Below are 17767 nucleotides of genomic sequence, written 5' to 3' on the forward strand. Positions count from 1 at the left end.
GCGCCGTATACCCTGGGGCGGTAGCGTGTCTTGAGCCAAGCGGCAGCGGAAGCCGACACAATCAAATCAATGCTGAGATCAATAACTCGATTGTTCAAGGGGAAATGCCATGCGAACCACCGTTGCACTACGCTACATTGCAGTCAGCTTAATCACTGTAATGCTTGCCGGTTGTGCCATCGCTCCGGGTGCGCACATGGACTATAGCGGAGATGGTCCGGATCTGAGCCATCTGGTGGATATTGAACCGATCACGCCAGCCCTCTTGGCAGCACAACGACAAACGATGTCAAGAACCGCAGCGATTCCTCCAGCGCTTCGTCAGGCGATAGAGGAGTATGAGTATCGTGTCGGCCCTGGTGATGTGCTCAGCATAATAGTTTATGACCATCCCGAGCTGACGATTCCTGCTGGGGCGGAGCGAAGCGCAGCCGAAGCCGGTAACCGCGTAAACAATGATGGCTTCATTTTCTACCCTTACATCGGTCGTCAACATGTGGCTGGCAAGACCACCAATGAGATTAGAGCCCAACTGACGCGCGGTCTCTCCGATTATCTTACTGATCCGCAGATAGATGTACTGATTGCCTCCTTCAATTCACAGAAAGTATTTTTCAGTGGTGCGATCAGCTCTCCTGGCGTTCTGCCAATCACGACGACCCCCCTTACCATTGCCGACGCTGTCAGCCAGCTGGGGGGGCCGACAGGCAACGCTTTTCAGCATGAGCTCATCTTGACGCGCGATGGGCAACAGGAGCGTCTCTCTCTTTATGCACTACTAAGCGAGGGGGACCAGACCCAGAATCGTTTGCTGCAGGATGGCGATGCGCTGCACCTTTCCTCCTCCGAGAATACGGCGCTAGCAGTAATGGGCCAGGTGCGTTCACCAGGTACCATGGCGATGGGTGGGGACCGCCTCTCCCTCACCGATGCGCTGGCTAGAGCGGGAGGTATCAATGAAACCACGGCTGATCCGTCTGGCATATTCGTCATGCGCCAGTTGCCTGAAGGTAGTGAAAAGATCGCGACCGTATATCAACTCGATGTCAGTGACGCGACTGCCTTCATGCTGGCAAGCCAGTTTCGACTCGAACCCAGCGACGTTATTTATGTGACCACGGCACCGCTGGCCCGCTGGAATCGTGTAATCAGCTTACTGCTGCCGTCCATCGGATTGCCGCGTAACATTACCTCTGCTACCTCCGATCTCTAAGTATGTTTCATCAAGTCTTGGTGGTATGCACGGGTAATATCTGCCGCAGTCCGGTGGCTGCGGCCATGCTCCAGCAAAGATTCTCACACCTCTCTGCCCCCCGGTTCAGCTCTGCTGGGCTAGGAGCGCTGACAGGGCGAGGAGTCGACCCCAACGCACGCAAGCTCGCAGAAGCCGCAGGGCTGGATGTGAGCCAGCATGAGGCTCGCCAGTTGGATGAGACCCTTCTTGTGGAGGCGGATCTGGTCCTGGTCATGAGTGCCGGTCAGCGCAGCGAAATTGGCAAGCGCTGGCCTTCGGCCTTGGGCAAGACCATGCTCCTTGGTCATTGGCTTGAAGGAGAGAGGGGACGTGACATTCCCGACCCCTACCGCAAAAGTCCCGAAGTCTTCGAACATGTGCACCGCCTTCTGTTGAGGGCTACCGAAGCGTGGGCGGCGCGGCTTTGAGTCATCTTCAATCTCCATCATTTGCCCTTGACAGTGCACATGCCCGTTTCTTTCACCTTAGCCTGACGTAGAGCCCATGTCTGATAAAACCACGACTCAAGCCCCTGCCGAGGAGGTGATCAACCTCGGCCGTCTATTTGGCGTATTGTTCGATCACAAATGGTTGATCGCCATCGTGACCGCTCTCTTCGCTATGCTGGGCATCGCCTATGGCATGCTGGCCACGCCCATCTATCAAGCTGATGCTCTGGTGCAGGTAGAGCGGCGCTCCAATGTAAGCCCACTAGGTGATGTTGGTAACATCATCGGTCTCGAGCAACTCAATACGCCTGCAGAAATACAGATTCTTCAGTCTCGGCTAGTGCTCGGTCAGGTGGTGGACCGTTTGGGGCGCGACATCATCATTCGGCCCGTCACGCTGCCGGTGGTCGGTGACTTCGTGATTCGTCGCAATATTCCTCGCCCCGGCTTCATGGAGGGATATCCCCATGTATGGGGAGATGAGCAGATCGAGGTGACCCGATTCGAACTGGCCGACTCACGCCGTGGCCAGCAGATATTGGTAGAGCGCGATATCAATAATCGCTATCGAGTGTTGATAAATGGCGAGTCCATTGGTGTGGGCGAGCTTGGTGCCAACGAGACATTTTTGGATGGCGACCTTCAGCTACTCATTGACACGTTCGATGCAGGGGTTGGTGCTCGTTACCAGCTGATGAAGCAAGCCCGTACGTCAGCTATCGGTTCGATTGGCGGCCGTCTGCAAATCAGTGAAGCCGCTGGGCGTGGCACGTCGACGGGCATGCTGCGTCTGTCAATGGTGGGGCCCGATACCCAAGAGATCGTGCGCACCCTGGATGCGGTAGCCGATACCTTTCTGACACAGAATGTCGAGCGGCAAGCGGCTCAGGCCGAACAGAGCCTGACGTTTCTCGAAGAACAGGCTCCCGAACTACGCGATCAGCTTGTCCATGCGGAGCAGAGCCTGAATGAGTACCGCGCCGGGCTTGATAGTGTCGATCTTTCCAGCGAAGCACAGGCTGCCATTCAGCGTTATATTGAACTCGAAAGCAGCCTAAATGAACTGGAGTTTCAGGAGGCTGAGTTGGCACGTCGCTATACCTCCAGCCATCCCACCTATCAGGCGTTACTGCGTCAGAAGCGGCAGATTGAGCAGGATCGTCAGGAGCTGAATGCTAGAGTCAATGAACTGCCCGCAGCACAGCAGGAAGTGGTACGTCGTACGCGTGATGTGGAAGTGACCCAGGCAATCTACGTCAACGTACTAAACAAGATACAAGAGCTGCAGGTAGCCCGTGCCGGTACCATAGGTAATGTACGTATCATAGACCGTGCTGCTGTTGGCGGACTGGTGGCACCAAACCGGGCTAGGATCGCCATTTTGGCAACGCTTTTGGGTGCCATACTGGCTGTCGGGGGAGTATTGTTGCGTGAGCTACTGCGCCGCGGGGTTGATTCGCCTGAACAGATCGAAGCGGCAGGGCTGCCCGTCTACGCGACCATTCCCCTTTCACCTGCGCAAAACAAGCTGGCACGCCGGATCAAGAAGAAGCGAAGGCAGGCTAGGGAGGATATCGTCGTCGGGGTGCTGGCTGATCGAGAGCCTGCTGATCTTGCGCTCGAGGCGCTCCGAGGACTGCGTACTAGTCTCCATTTCACGATGATGGAAGGACGCAACAATCGGCTGATGATTACCGGCCCCAGTCCTGGCGTCGGCAAGAGTTTCATCAGTATCAATTTGGGAGCGGTTTCCGCTCAGGCCGGCAAACGGGTTCTCTTGATTGATGCCGATCTGCGCAAGGGCCATATTCATCATGCATTCGGCAAACAGAGCAAGAACGGTTTGGCCGATTACCTGGCTGGTCAGATCCCGCTGGACGATATCATCCAGCCGACGGGCATCGATAACTATTGGTTGGTTACCCGGGGAACCGCGCCGCCAAATCCCTCTGAGCTATTGATGCAACCACGTTTTGCCGAAGCCATGGAACTTCTTAGTCAGCGGTTTGACATGGTCATTGTCGATACGCCACCTGTCTTGGCGGTAACGGATGCGAGCGTAGTCGGCAAGCAATGCGACACGACTCTGCTGGTCACTCGCTTCGAAACCAACCCTATCCGCGAAATAATGGCAGCCAAGCGTCGCCTGGAAGGTAATGGCCTGCAAGTTCAGGGAGCCATTCTCAATGCCATGGAAAGAAAAGCCTCTACTGCCAGCGGGCATTATGGCTATTATTTCTACAGCTATCGCTAAGCCTATCTCTAGTTTTTGTTAATAAGTGGTTAATATGAAGATACTAGTGACAGGTAATGCGGGCTTTATTGGCTTTCATACCGCTAAATATTTACTCGAACGAGGCGATAGCGTAGTCGGATTCGATAATGTCAATGACTACTACGATCCTCGGCTCAAGGAGTCTCGCCTCGCGATGCTCGACCAAATCGCGGAGAGAACCGGCAGCACATATCTATTCATTCGGGAAAATCTGGCTGATCAACAAGCCGTGAAAGCATGCTTCTCACAGCATAGCTTTGATCGAGTCATACATCTGGCAGCTCAGGCAGGAGTGCGCTATTCGCTAGAAAATCCCCATAGCTACGTCGAAAGCAATCTTGTTGCGTTCACCAATCTGCTCGAGGCGTGTCGCTACGCAGCAACGCCTCATTTCACCTATGCCAGTACCAGTAGTGTCTATGGTGCCAACAGCAAAATGCCTTTTTCAGAGCATGAAGGGGCGAATCACCCGCTGCAGTTTTACGCAGCAACCAAGAGAGCCAATGAGCTGATGGCGCACAGCTATAGTCATCTCTTTGCTCTGCCTACGACGGGATTGCGATTCTTTACTGTATACGGTCCTTGGGGCCGACCAGATATGGCGTTGTTCAAGTTTACCGGCAATATCCTTAAGGGTCTTCCGATTCCAGTATTCAACCATGGACAGCATAGCCGGGATTTTACCTATATCGACGATATCGTAGAGGGCGTGGTCAGAGCCAGCGATCAGATTGCCGCTCCAAACCAGTATTGGGATGGTAACGAACCGGACCCAGCCTCCAGCTATGCTCCCTATAGGATGTTTAATATCGGCAATAATGATCCTGTCCAGCTCATTGATTATATCGAAGCCATTGAAGATGCACTTGATATGCGGGCGATCAAGGAGTTCCTGCCCTTGCAGCCAGGCGATGTACCCGATACCTATGCGGATAGCAGCGCACTCGAAAAGGCAGTGGGATACAGACCAACCACTCCCGTTAAGCAAGGGGTGGCAAGTTTCGTGGCCTGGTATCGCGAATTCTATCGTATATAACTCGAGCTATTATTTGCAAAGCTAACATTGGAAGTTGGAGGCATAAAATGAAAGTGACAGTTTTTGGAACGGGATATGTAGGTCTAGTACAAGGCGCTATTTTGGCAGATGTCGGCCATCATGTCGTATGTGTAGATGTGGACGCCGATAAGGTTGATCGTCTTAAGCAGGGCATTATTCCCATCTATGAGCCCGGTCTCGAGCCTCTGGTCAAAGAGAATTATGATGCCGGGCGACTCGAGTTCACTACCGATGCCGCGGTTGGTGTCAAGCATGGACAAGTCCAGTTCATCGCGGTGGGAACCCCGCCGGATGAAGATGGTAGTGCTGACCTTAAATATGTTCTCTCCGTTGCTGCGACGATTGCCGAGCACATGGAACATGAACAGATCATCATCGACAAGTCGACCGTTCCGGTGGGAACTGCAGACAAGGTGCGAGCCAGGGTCATCGAAGTGCTGGAAAGTCGTGGGCGTACTGATATCGGCTTTGATGTCGTCTCCAACCCTGAATTTCTCAAGGAGGGCAGCGCTGTTGCGGATTGTCAAAAGCCGGATCGTATCATTATTGGCACGGATAACGTCGAGACAGTCGATACCATGCGTGAACTATACGCCCCGTTCAATCGTAACCATGACAAGATCATCGTCATGGATGTGAGAAGTGCTGAGCTGACAAAGTATGCTGCTAATTGCATGCTGGCCACTAAAATTAGCTTCATGAACGAAATCGCTAACTTGGCGGAACGCTTGGGAGCAAATATAGAAGCCGTACGGCAAGGAATTGGCTCCGACCCAAGAATAGGATACCAATTCATTTATCCCGGGGTGGGTTATGGCGGTTCCTGTTTTCCTAAAGATGTTCAAGCATTGATAAGGGCATCAGATGCCATTGACTTCGATGCCAAGGTGCTAAAAGCTGTTGAAGCACGCAATATGGAGCAAAAGACCACACTATTTAAGAAAATTGAGCATCACTTCAAAGGCGACCTTCAAGGTAAAGTTTTCGCCGTTTGGGGGCTTGCGTTCAAGCCTAATACCGATGACATGCGCGAAGCACCTAGCCGAGTGCTCATGGAAGCTCTCTGGCAAGCTGGTGCCAAAGTGCAAGCCTATGATCCAGAAGCAATGGAAGAAGCACAGCGCATCTACAACAATCGAGAAGAGCTTTCACTATGTGGGACCAAGGAAGCTGCCTTGAAAAGCGCTGATGCTCTCGTCATCGTAACGGAATGGCAAAACTTTCGTGCGCCAGATTTCGAACTAATCAAAAGCTGTCTTGCCGAGCCTACTATCTTTGATGGTCGCAATTTGTATGATCCACAGCGAATGGAGAAAAAAGGGTTCGTATATTACTCGGTAGGACGTTGAAAATAAGTAGCCCAACCTTTTAAAGAACGGAAGTTCTTGGTTATTAAGCCGCGAAATCTACTCACAGATGACTCCCTCTATGCTTCATAATATCAAAGAGCTCTATCAGCTACTGACAAGAGAGCAGCGACGTAAGCTGCTTCATTTGCAGATGTTTACTGTGCTGATGGCCTTTGCCGAAATCATCGGTGTGCTATCGATTGGCCCTTTTATGGCCATTGTCGGTAATATGCAGCAACTCGAAGGTGATGGTCGGCTAGCCCAGCTATACCAGATGAGTGGCATAGGAAGCCATGAACAGTTTCTTTTCTGGATGGGGATAGGTGTCTTGGTAGTGCTGTTAACATCAACCCTGATTTCCATGTATACTGTTTGGCGACTATCAATGTACGGTGCTTTCGTTGGGGCAGAGCTTAGCTGTCGTCTATACAAGCATTACATGCATCAGCCTTGGCTTTTTCATGCAAGCGGTAGTAGTAGTCAATTGACTAAACAGATCAATGGGGAGTGCTCACGAGTAACGAATAATATAATAAAGCCACTAATGCAAATGAATGCCAAGTTAGTATTGGCAACGCTCATGGCGTTAGCGATATTCATTTATAATCCTGTGGTCGCATTGGCAGGTATCGTGATTTTCGTTGCTTCTTATTTTGTGCTCTATCGTACGGTGCGGCATAGACTGATTGCTAATGGAAAGACAGTGTCAATCATGCAGCGAGAGCGGTTCCAATTGTTGTCTGAGGGATTTGGTGGGATCAAGGATGCTTTGTTGCTTGGGCGACAAAAGAATTTCATCGATCGCTTTCATATTGCAAGCCATAAGTCAGCTAAAGCACAAGGTACAACCCAGGCGATGAGTCAAGTTCCGCGCTACGCGATGGAGCTGGTTGCCTTCGGCGCGGTCATCTTCCTAGTGCTCTATCTACTGTCAACGCATCAAGGGGACTTGGGCGCGATTCTGCCGATACTCTCCGTGTATGCCTTGGCAGGTTTCAAACTACTACCCGCATTTCAGCAGGTATATACCAGTATTTCGACAATACGTGGCAACCTTGCAGCGTTCGAGTCTCTCCGCGATGATCTCTATGCAAGCCATGAGACTAAAACAATGGATTCAGGACATGATAAACCTATTTCAGAGCTAAATACGTCACTCACTCCACAATACTCGATTCAAATGGTTGACGTGGAGTTTACTTATCCTGGTAAGGAAGAGCCTGCGCTGAAAGGATTGAATATCAATATTCCTAGGAATCGTGTCATCGGCCTAGTGGGAGCCTCAGGTTCGGGGAAATCGACAGCTATCGATTTACTATTGGGATTGATAGATCCACAACGTGGTGAGCTTCGAATTGATGGAAGTCTTCTGACGGATGAGAATCGCCGAGCCTGGCAAAATAGCCTCGGCTTCGTGCCGCAGGCCATTTTCTTGGCTGATAGCTCAATACGCGAAAATATCGCTTTTGGCCTACCAGACTCAGAAATTGATATCAAGAAAGTGAAGCGAGCGGCAAGTTTGGCGCATCTTGATGAGCTGTTAGCAGAACTACCGAATGGCTTGGAGACTAAAGTTGGCGAACGTGGTGTCCAGCTTTCAGGCGGACAACGTCAGCGCATCGGTATTGCACGCGCTCTTTATCATGATGCCGACGTTTTGGTCTTAGATGAAGCAACTAGTGCATTAGATGGCATTACTGAAAAGCTAATAATGGATGCTATCCATGATTTCTCGGGAAAGAAAACGATAATTATGATTGCCCACCGTCTCGCAACAGTTAAACAGTGCGATTGTATTTATTTAATGGCAGCTGGCCGTGTGGTGGATCAAGGCACTTATACTGAATTAGCTGAACGGAATTCCATCTTCAAAAAAATGGCAGAACATGCATGATGAATATATTTTTATCACTAGTGCAATATAGATAAATAACTCATGGGCATCATGAGGAATTAATTCTACAACCGCTTTTGTTAACAGGTTATAGCTAAAGGAACCGCTATGATAAACACACCAATAGGGCTGGGAAAATCGAGACATCAAGGATGTTCTGGATCTATTAGGTAACATCGCAGAGGTTGGCGTCGAAAAAACTACTTCCCTGCTTGATTTGTCTATCGCCGTATCAAAAGTGAAACACTTCAAAAATATTTTTTAGTCGTTAACCAAACGGATGGTTATTATCCCGCTACAATCAATGCTGAGCGTCGGGCGTTGACAATGAGGGAGATACGTTCCGATATTGCATGCAGAAACGCTTCGTAATTCTCCAAAGCCGCTGGTATGGGATAGTGCAACCGGGATAGCCGAATGTGTTTACCATAATCATTCTCACTGATTGACGGCCCACCATACCTAAGCCCGTGATAAAGGCCTACTTGGGCAGGTGCTGCTTCCTCCGAAGGGACCCCAGCAAAGAGATGGATACGCTGCGTATATGATGCAATCAGAGCAATTCTTAACCTTTGATACTGAGCACCCCTTTTGCCAAACCTTACCATCTCGAGTATGGATCGGTTCAGGCCATAGCTTTTAAGATTAATGCCAAAGCATACGGGATTAATAATAGTAAGGTATCAAGAAAAAAGCCTTCATAAGCCTCACAAAGGCATCAAGAAGAAGATTGATCAATAAACAGTTATGGAGCGTTTTGGAACCGTATGATTTCCAGCGCGCTGTCATGGAAAAGCTGAGTTTCGAAGAGCAAGTTTAACTAATGAAATAAACTGCTGTGTTAATAGCGCCATATGGTGCAAGCTTGACAAGCATGATGCTTGTCAACCAGGAACACATATTGCAGAAATAGCTGATCTCAATTTTCCTAACCGAATTCCTATGTTATTGCTACAGCGCTTAGACATAAGTATTGGATTGTTTCAGCTGACTGTTGGCGAATCACATCCGTTAGAAAAAGATATGAATAGTGACACTGAAATACTAAAGATATTTGCCTAGGCTAATGGCAGGTTTTTCAAATGGATGATAAGGATAGCATGGCAAGCGCAGAGATGAAGATAGCTGTTGTCATACCTTGCTACAATTCAGAGCGATACTTAGCTCAAACAGTGGGTTCACTACTGGAGCAGACAAAAAAACCTGATGAAATCATCATCGTGGATGACGGCTCCACTGACAATAGTCTTGCAATTGCACGCAGCTTTGAAGCGTTAAGTAACGGATTAGTGCGTGTTTATATGGAGCGCTCTGCGAATGCGCCAAAGACACGAAATATTGGAGCATCTCTATCGAATTCGGATGCTCTGATGTTCCTTGATGCGGATGATGTACTAGCGCCTGAGACGCTTGACGGCTTGTCGCACGCATTGTCACAAAGAGGCGATGCGGTCGCGGTATGTCCTTGGAGACGGCTTATACTTGACAATGAGCGCTGGTTGAGTCAACCGGCATCGTGTGCGCATCGTAAGCCGGGTCAGGATGCGCTCAGTGCCTGGCTCAATGGCTGGTATTACCCACCGTGTGCAGTGCTATGGCCAACGCAAGTCTTTGCCACATTGGGTGGTTGGGATGAAGAGGCGACACTCAACCAAGATGGTGACTTAATGATGCGTGCATTAGCTCATGGGATACCATTGATTGAGGCTAGCAAAGGAACAGCATACTATCGTAAAAGCCCTGCCGGAGAAACATCATTAAGTGGTAAAAAATTTACGTATGAGGGTCTGAATGGCAGGTTTTCAGTTATAGAAAAAATAACAAGAATATTAGAAGAGCAGAAGAAGATTGCGTTATATCGCGAACCGTTGAGTAGAGGATATGCTGCGATTGCAAACGATGCAGAAGGTCGGTTTGCCGGAATTAATTTGATAGCTCGGGCTGCAAAGCGAAAGTATGAATTGCCACTTGTGCATCGCATCATATCGCTAGGTAAGCGGCGTATAGTACGATTGACTGGAAAACGCTCGGGATCAATACCATCAGATGATTTGCCTAAACCTAATGGTGAAGAGGTCCTTTACGGAACTGACTGGTTGAAAAAAAACCACTCACGCTTGCCGTCCGTTCAGACTATTGAGAATGCGACATTAAGACGTCCTTCAGTAAGTGTCATTATAACTGTTTACAATAGAGCTAAGCTTCTCTCTAGAGCAATCGATAGTGTATTAAATCAAACTTTTGAAGATTATGAGGTGCTTATTGTAGATGATTGCTCACAAGATGACCCACGATCTATAATATCGAGCTATAATGAATCACGTCTTCGATATTTACGACAAGAGATAAACCAAGGTGTTGCTGCGGCGCGTAATCGAGGCTTACGGGAGGCTAAAGCACCGTTGGTCGCTTTCCTCGATGATGATGATGAATGGTTCCCCGAGAAATTGTCGCGTCAAGTCGATTTATTCAATCGGTCGTCTCCTGAAGTTGGGTTAATCTATACGGGAGTAGAAACCGTTACGGGAATAGATGAGCCAGTATTAGAATTACCTTCAGCGCGAGGTAATCTATATAGAGAGCTCTTGGTGAAAAACTTGTTACACGGTGGATCTAGTGCAATGATACGCCGCAACGTAATTACGAGGATTGGTTTCTTCGATGAAACACTTCCGGCAATAGAAGATTATGATTATTGGTTACGTATAGGTCGTTATTACAATATAGAAAGCATAAGAGATCCACTGGTGCGTTACCATGATCTTCGTGATTTACCTGAGGGTGATTCAGCTAGACGCTCCTTGAATATTAAGGCTAACTTGGAAGCGAGAAAACAGTTCTATCGAAAACATGGTAAACAAATGCGCGAAGAAGGGGTCGCTCACCTGTTTCTGGCACAAAGTGCTCGGCGTCATTTGTCATCGTCTTGGCACGATGTGCGAGAGGCACGAAAATTAGCGGCACAGGCATTCATGATTTCGCCAACTTCTCCTACAGTACTGACCGTTCTTGCCAAGTCTCTTATTTCTAAAAATTGGTGGAACAGGTTGAAACGAGCATAGCGAGAAAGCAAGGTCTGTCTTTTATTATAAGAAAAGCTATTTTTTAGATTTGATGTCGAAAGCATATAACAAGTATTTAACGTATGTTTAAAGCAAAGAAGTGATCCTATCCAGAAACGCACAAAATATAACCTTCGTCGCCTCACGGCCGGATGAGCGCTGGCAACTGACCTGACAGAGATTTTCGGCAAGAACCCCCGGGCCAGCCTGGCGGTGATCACAATATTGGATATTACTATTTAGAGGTGTTTTTAATGCTTTCTAAAGCAAAAATGATCATGGAAGCTATAAGGCAACTCCCTCGTTATACAGTTAATTACTCATTGAGGTTTGTTTTTTATACTTCCCTCTGTAAGTTATTTAACTATGAGCGCAGTAAAAGCGATTTTTCATATTATGTAATGTCCAAAAGGCGCGATGAAGTAAAAAAATATCTTTTTGATAAATATCAAAATATTATTATGAAATACAATAATATTGACGATAAGGGTAGCGAATCTAATGTAAATGGAAACATATGGATATTTTGGTGGCAAGGAAAGGAGAGTGCTCCGCCGATAGTTAATAGATGTGTTCTAAGCATAAAAAGGAATAGTGGAAATAGAGAAGTAATAATGTTGGATAGGTATAATTTCAAGGATTATGTAAAAGTTCCATGCTTTATATTAGATAAGGTTAACTCAGGCATAATAACAAAAAACCAATTTGCCAATATTCTCCGAGTCATGCTCCTTGCGGAGCATGGGGGAGTATGGCTCGATGCAACTATATTTGTATCAAGAAAGATAGATGATGAAGTGTTCAATCATAATTTCTATTCAAAAAAAAGGTATTTAGGGGATAAAGGAAAGTTTGATTATGCAAAATGGAGCACTTATTTCCTTGCTGGAGCAAAAGGAAATATTTTATTTTCTTTTTTAAGAGATTGCTATTTTTTGCATTGGGAAAAAGAAAATAGACAGATAGATTATTTTTTGTTTGATTACACTATTTTGATTGCATATGAAAGCATTCCCAGAATACGCGAAATGATAGATAACGTGCCTTATAACAATCCTGAATCACTTACCTTGCAGAAGATGCTAGATCAAAAGTATGACGAAAATTTGTTTACTGAAATTCAGCAGGAGACATATTTGCATAAATTAAGTTGGAAAAAAGAACATTCGTGTTTTTTAAATAATAACGAAAGAGAAATGACATTTTATGGTTATGTAATGAAAAATAGCTGAAGATATACTTAATGAAGCGCAGTTGTTTAAATTTGTGTAATATTTCTCAACATGCGTTATATTTGCTCATAGAACATGAGGAAATAATGAAAGAGGTAGTTTTACCATAAAATACACAGTTCAAATGGATTCGGACGGTGTAAGTGTAAAAAATAGCCATTAGTTATTTTAATGAAATTACTGGTATGTCTATTTAATTATTATTTGTATAAACAAAGTGAGTATATATGCGTGTATGCGTAATGCCTAGTACATTTCCGTCTCGCTCAGAAACGTTTGTAATGCGACATGTAACAGGTCTGTTAGATAGGAATGTAGACGTACATGTGCTAGCGAATAGAGAAGAAGAGGCTGCGTGGGAAAGCCTGGGTAATTACGAGCAAAAGCTTCACTCACGAATATTTCATTACCAATTACCTGTTTCTAAAAAAGCACGGTTACAGGGTGCTCTGCGGCTTACATTAAAAAATATGGCTAATGGAAGGTATAGCCATCTCAAAAGCTGGAATCTATTTAGATTTAACGAAAAATCACATAGTCTTGTTTTCCCTTATCTTTATAATACAGCACTCGACATCGGTCCTGTTGATATACTACATTGCCATTTTGGACGTAATGGTACCTTTGGTTCTTACTTAAAAAAACTAGGACTTGTAAAAAAGCTGGTGGTGACTTTTCACGGCTATGATGTCTCTTCTGTATTAAAGACAAGCGGCTCGAAACATCCCTATCAGTCTTTATTCGAGGAGGCAGACCTGTTACTACCCGTCAGCGAGCGATGGAAGCAAAAACTCCTTGAGTTAGGAGCTCCTGAAGATCGCATACAAGTCCATAGAGTCGGCATAGATGTCGATCATTTTAATTTTTGCGAGCGATATGGAAAAACAAAGCCATTAAAAATAGCGACGACTGCTCGTTTTACTGAAAAAAAAGGAATAAAATACGCCGTTGAAGCAATCGCACTGGTAAGGGAAAATAATCCGGCATTAAAAATTCATTATGATTTAATTGGTAATGGCCCGCTGTGGAAGGAAATAAAATCTCTTGTTACTAGCTTGGGCCTTTTGGATTGCATCAAACTTCATGGAGCGTTGCCTCATCAAAAGGTACAAGCATTACTGGGTCAGGCAGACATTTTCATGTTGCCGAGTGTGACTGCCGAAAATGGTGATCAAGAAGGTATACCTGTATCTCTTATGGAGGCCATGGCTTCAGGCATGCCGGTACTATCAACCATACATAGTGGTATTCCAGAATTGATTGAAGAAGGGGTGTCTGGCTATCTTGTTCCTGAGCGGAACTCGGAAGCACTAGCGGAAAGGATTATCTATCTTAGCAGGAATTCCCACGACTGGAAAAGAATGGGTAAAGCAGGAAGAACTAAAATAGATAAAGATTACAATATAAATATGCAAAATGCTAAGCTTCTTGATTTGTATAAAGAGCTCTTGGTCGATAGGAAATGACTGACTAAGGTTGTTTATATTTCCCGTGAACCAAGTGGTGCGTGATCATGAGAGAAGAACCCCTCGTTACAGTATACATACCTACGTATAACCGAAGGGCTCTTTTAGAAAGGGCAGTTGCTAGCGTACTAGAACAAGATTATCGTAATATTGAATTGATAGTAGTGGATGATGGATCCTCGGATGGCACCCGTGATTTTTTGGAACAGATAAAATCCAAAGATAGTAGACTTAAATATTTAAACAAGAAAGGACAGAGAGGAGCCCCTGCGAGTAGAAATCAGGCTATATTAAATTCAAATGGCTATTTTATTACAGGCCTGGATGATGATGATTTTTTTAAAAAAGACAGAGTCTCATCTTTTGTTGCAGCTTGGAAAAATGATGATATTGCCCTTTTTACAGACACGATCTCAATAAGCCGAAAGGGAGAAAGGTATAAGCAGCGAAAAGACTTTGTCGCTTTTAAGGATTTACTTCAATACAACCATATTGGTAATCAGGTTTTTACTACTAAAGAGCGATTCATACAGTCTTTATTCGACGAAAGGCTATCCATGTGGCAAGATTTAGATTGTTGGCTAAACATGCTCAAATCAGGTGGCCATATTCGATGCCTTCATAAGGCTAACTATTGTTTTGATACTAGCCATGATCATGAGAGAATTAGTCAAAAGAATTTTTTCCAAGCAAAGCGGGCATGGAGCTATGTAAGCGAAAAATATTCACTTAACAAGGAAGAAAAGATCATCTTAAAAAACCACTGTTATCATTATAAGCCTGATAGACTGGAGCTTGGTTATTTTGTTGATTCAACCTTGTCCAATACCCCGTTTAGTTTTAAAAAGATACTCCCACGTCTTATGCTGTCTCATTTAAAAAGTAGATATCGTTAATTATTTATGGACGAAGATGCTTAATGAAAGTTATTCAGATATTATATTCAGGGCTTGGTGGGCATGGAAGCGTTGCTTTATCTTTACTTGAAGCAGATAAAGAAAATAAGTGGCAACATGTTTTGGGTTTTTTGGGTGTCGAACCAGTTGTCGATTACTATAAAAATTTTTGCAATAAAAACTTGATTCAATACAAGCACATCCGATCTATACCAAAAAAACCTCATAAAAGCTGGTTCGATCTGTACAAGTGGCTGAAGAGTGAAAAACCAGACGCTATTATTGCTCATAGTAGCCGGGCCGCTCTTCCCTGTATCTTATATTGTTTTTTAAATAAATGTACGTTAATTAGTGTAGAGCATCAGCCTAATCTTCTTAAAAGCCGTGCTGAGTGGGTTTATACAATAGCAAAACTTATTTTTTCTAAAAAAGTAGTACTATTGACTAAAAAGTACAAAGAAGAACTTGAAGATAAATTTTCTTGGCTTGTCAAAGACAGAAAAATATCTGTAATAAGTAATGGTATTGATATTGATATATATGCACCTAGGAATAGTGACAATAGAAGCTTTAGAAAAGACAACGTCCTAGTCATAGGAATGGCTGCACGGTTTACTAAACTTAAGCGACAGGATATTCTTGTTCTAGCATTGGAATATTTGAACAAAAATTATTCGACCATACATTGGAAGATTTCGCTCGCAGGAGCTGGAGCAGAGCTTGAAAATATTAAGAAAATAGCTACTAATAGCCCGTATAAGAATGATATTAAGTTTGAAGGTTATCTTGAAGAGAGCCAGTTAATTGATTGGTTACATCAGCTAGATTTATATGCGCACGCGTCAGAGGGGGAAACGTTAAGCACTTCTATGCTACAAGCCATGTCGTGCGGTTTACCGTTGGTAGCTAGCAATGTAGATGGAGTTAGTAATCTTCTTGCTTATTATCATGAGCCTTCACTGTTAAGTATAAACGATCCTGTTGAGTTTGCTAAAACAATTGCTGATCTAGTTAATGATAGGGATAAATTTTATCTAGTGGCTAAGATGTCGCGCTCTATCGTGATTGATAGATTTAGCAAAGAAGAAATGTTTAATAAATATCACCAGCTAGTGATAAGTTAAGGATCAAGGGTAATGACAGTCATACATTTGATACCTGTAGATAGTCTTGGAGGAGTTGAGCAAGCTGCTCGATCACTTGATCCTGCTATGCATAAAGAATTAAAAGTGTGCTTTATGAGCGGGGAATCGTTTTCTAGTAAAAAATATGTTCGCTGTCTTTCTCCGAAAAAAACAGTTAATTCATTCTCGATATATTTTAAGGCACTTGCTTTTCTGATGAAAAGCAAACCAAAAGTATTAATATGTTCTTTATGGAGATCATCTCTAGTTGGGTTGATTTTTAAATTTTTATTTCGAAAAAAAACCAATTTCGTTGTATTTGTTCATAATACTTCATATAAGCACTTTGTCGACAAGTTAATTACTCGCATAGCTTTTTGTTTTGCCGATTATATATGGTGTGATTCAAGGGCTTCATATGATTTTGTCGCTGATAAAAACAATCAGTGTAAGGTTAGTGTTATATCTTTTTTTATAAAGAATAGTGAGGGCAGTTCTAATGAGAGGTGGAATTGCAAAAGAACAAGCAATGATTTCATATACTGGGGGCGTTTGGCACCTCAGAAAAATATTGAGGCTTCAATTGATATTTTCCTAAAGTACAAATCGCGTCATCCTGACGCTAAATTTCATATTTATGGTATCGACAGTGGTGCATTAGATGCAATTAAAAGAAAAATTAAAGCATGCAATGCAGAAGAATCTATTCTGCTAATGGGGCCAAAAAAGCCTGAATCGATTCCTCGGGAAGCGGCCACATCGACTTTTTTTATAAATTCTTCTCATCATGAAGGAATGGCTATTTCGGTTATTGAAGCAATGCAAGCCGGGTTGATACCAGTCGTTAGTCCTGTAGGTGAGATTCCCAGTTATTGCATCGATGGGGGAAATTCAATTTATATTGATCCAGCCGACACTTCTTCCTCTGTCGATAAGATCTTGTATCTTGTAGAGTCAGAAATGCTTTTAAATGAAATCAGGCATCGAGCTAAAATAACATGGGAAGATGCTTGTGATTATAATTCATCTCTGTACGATGCTTATTCAAAAATTATTACTGAAGTGAAATTTGCAAATGTTAATTGAATTTGTAGGGCTTTCTGGATCGGGTAAGTCCACCGTTACTGAAAGTTTTATGAAAATGCATAATAATTTTTATCCTGGGCGGCCAAGTATGGGGGCTGGTATGTCCATATGGATTTATAGGGCTCGATATGCTTATTGCTTCCCGCGTTTCTTGATTACCACGATGCAGTTAGAAAAAAATATGCGAACTGTAGATCATGATTTTAACTTTAAAGTCTATATTAGAATTGCAGTATGGGCTTTTTTTTCTTACTGCTTTAAAAAAGATAAACGTAGAAATATTGTTGACCAAGGTTTTTTACAGTATTGTTGTTTTCTTGCTGTTTCGCTTGAGGGGAAGGCCCGCAAGCATTTTTTAAATTTGGTAATCAAAGGCTATGGAAAATTTTCTATACCTGATGTTGTTTGTTTTTTAGATGTTGCCCCTGAGCTTTCTGCCGCAAGAACCAAAATGAATGGTTCTAATTTTAAGGAAGCTGAAAGGTTGGAGCGTTTCAGGGGAGGAATCAGCGACATGTTAAATATCGTTTCTAAAAATTCTCATGTCATATCAATACCCGTAATGCATTCAGATAGTCCAAAATCTGTGGTAAAGAAATTTTCTGATCATGTAGAAGGGTCTCTGTAATGAACAAAAACGTAG

Annotated in this window: 13 protein-coding genes; all 13 read left to right on the top strand. The window is 44.4% G+C overall.

What is annotated here, in order from left to right:
* The first annotated feature begins 109 nt into the window (after positions 1-109).
* The 13 genes from HJD22_RS05345 to HJD22_RS05410 all read left to right on the top strand — a co-directional run bounded on the left by HJD22_RS05345 (position 110) and on the right by HJD22_RS05410 (position 17752).
* On the top strand, positions 110-1213 hold the full coding sequence (locus HJD22_RS05345; protein ID WP_208653729.1) for a polysaccharide export protein: 1104 nt from the start codon (positions 110-112) through the stop codon (positions 1211-1213).
* Positions 1214-1215: 2 nt separating this feature from the next.
* Entirely contained in the window at positions 1216-1662 is a 447-nt protein-coding gene (locus tag HJD22_RS05350) for a low molecular weight protein-tyrosine-phosphatase (protein ID WP_208653730.1), read from the top strand.
* 76 nt (positions 1663-1738) lie between these two features.
* Positions 1739-3937 carry a polysaccharide biosynthesis tyrosine autokinase gene (locus HJD22_RS05355; protein ID WP_208653731.1) on the top strand — a complete coding sequence of 733 codons (2199 nt, stop codon included), beginning with the start codon at positions 1739-1741 and terminating at the stop codon, positions 3935-3937.
* A gap of 34 nt (positions 3938-3971) precedes the next feature.
* Positions 3972-4994, top strand: coding sequence for an NAD-dependent epimerase (locus HJD22_RS05360; protein ID WP_208653732.1), 1023 nt, complete (start codon positions 3972-3974; stop codon positions 4992-4994).
* A gap of 47 nt (positions 4995-5041) precedes the next feature.
* Complete coding sequence (locus tag HJD22_RS05365; RefSeq protein WP_208653733.1) at positions 5042-6364, top strand: UDP-glucose/GDP-mannose dehydrogenase family protein; 1323 nt, start codon at positions 5042-5044, stop codon at positions 6362-6364.
* A 79-nt stretch (positions 6365-6443) separates the two neighbouring features.
* Entirely contained in the window at positions 6444-8258 is a 1815-nt protein-coding gene (locus HJD22_RS05370; RefSeq protein ID WP_208653734.1) for an ABC transporter ATP-binding protein, read from the top strand.
* Between the two features lie 1082 nt (positions 8259-9340).
* Positions 9341-11320, top strand: a complete 1980-nt coding sequence (locus tag HJD22_RS05380) for a glycosyltransferase family 2 protein (protein ID WP_208653735.1) — start codon at positions 9341-9343, stop codon at positions 11318-11320.
* A 254-nt stretch (positions 11321-11574) separates the two neighbouring features.
* Entirely contained in the window at positions 11575-12552 is a 978-nt protein-coding gene (locus HJD22_RS05385; protein WP_208653736.1) for a capsular polysaccharide synthesis protein, read from the top strand.
* 281 nt (positions 12553-12833) lie between these two features.
* Positions 12834-14018: a glycosyltransferase gene (locus tag HJD22_RS05390; RefSeq protein ID WP_208653737.1), complete on the top strand. Its 1185-nt coding sequence runs from the start codon at positions 12834-12836 to the stop codon at positions 14016-14018.
* A 47-nt stretch (positions 14019-14065) separates the two neighbouring features.
* A complete protein-coding gene (locus HJD22_RS05395) occupies positions 14066-14914 on the top strand; it encodes a glycosyltransferase (protein WP_208653738.1) in 849 nt (282 codons plus the stop codon).
* A gap of 23 nt (positions 14915-14937) precedes the next feature.
* Positions 14938-16038, top strand: a complete 1101-nt coding sequence (locus HJD22_RS05400; protein WP_208653739.1) for a glycosyltransferase family 4 protein — start codon at positions 14938-14940, stop codon at positions 16036-16038.
* 12 nt (positions 16039-16050) lie between these two features.
* Positions 16051-17124 carry a glycosyltransferase family 4 protein gene (locus HJD22_RS05405; RefSeq protein WP_208653740.1) on the top strand — a complete coding sequence of 358 codons (1074 nt, stop codon included), beginning with the start codon at positions 16051-16053 and terminating at the stop codon, positions 17122-17124.
* Positions 17114-17752, top strand: a complete 639-nt coding sequence (locus HJD22_RS05410) for a hypothetical protein (protein WP_208653741.1) — start codon at positions 17114-17116, stop codon at positions 17750-17752. Before HJD22_RS05405 ends, HJD22_RS05410 begins: the two co-directional genes overlap by 11 nt.
* Positions 17753-17767 lie beyond the last annotated feature (15 nt).

The organism is Halomonas sp. TA22 (assembly GCF_013009075.1).
Classification (GTDB): Bacteria; Pseudomonadota; Gammaproteobacteria; order Pseudomonadales; family Halomonadaceae; genus TA22.

Bases quoted from the DNA above. Each gene is read 5' to 3' on its own strand.
- HJD22_RS05350 (WP_208653730.1), top strand. From the start codon at position 1,216: ATGTTTCATCAAGTCTTGGTGGTATGCACGGGTAATATCTGCCGCAGT.
- HJD22_RS05355 (WP_208653731.1), top strand. From the start codon at position 1,739: ATGTCTGATAAAACCACGACTCAAGCCCCTGCCGAGGAGGTGATCAAC.
- HJD22_RS05365 (WP_208653733.1), top strand. From the start codon at position 5,042: ATGAAAGTGACAGTTTTTGGAACGGGATATGTAGGTCTAGTACAAGGC.
- HJD22_RS05395 (WP_208653738.1), top strand. From the start codon at position 14,066: ATGAGAGAAGAACCCCTCGTTACAGTATACATACCTACGTATAACCGA.
- HJD22_RS05400 (WP_208653739.1), top strand. From the start codon at position 14,938: ATGAAAGTTATTCAGATATTATATTCAGGGCTTGGTGGGCATGGAAGC.
- HJD22_RS05360 (WP_208653732.1), top strand. From the start codon at position 3,972: ATGAAGATACTAGTGACAGGTAATGCGGGCTTTATTGGCTTTCATACC.
- HJD22_RS05380 (WP_208653735.1), top strand. From the start codon at position 9,341: ATGGATGATAAGGATAGCATGGCAAGCGCAGAGATGAAGATAGCTGTT.
- HJD22_RS05370 (WP_208653734.1), top strand. From the start codon at position 6,444: ATGCTTCATAATATCAAAGAGCTCTATCAGCTACTGACAAGAGAGCAG.
- HJD22_RS05385 (WP_208653736.1), top strand. From the start codon at position 11,575: ATGCTTTCTAAAGCAAAAATGATCATGGAAGCTATAAGGCAACTCCCT.
- HJD22_RS05345 (WP_208653729.1), top strand. From the start codon at position 110: ATGCGAACCACCGTTGCACTACGCTACATTGCAGTCAGCTTAATCACT.
- HJD22_RS05390 (WP_208653737.1), top strand. From the start codon at position 12,834: ATGCGACATGTAACAGGTCTGTTAGATAGGAATGTAGACGTACATGTG.
- HJD22_RS05405 (WP_208653740.1), top strand. From the start codon at position 16,051: ATGACAGTCATACATTTGATACCTGTAGATAGTCTTGGAGGAGTTGAG.
- HJD22_RS05410 (WP_208653741.1), top strand. From the start codon at position 17,114: ATGTTAATTGAATTTGTAGGGCTTTCTGGATCGGGTAAGTCCACCGTT.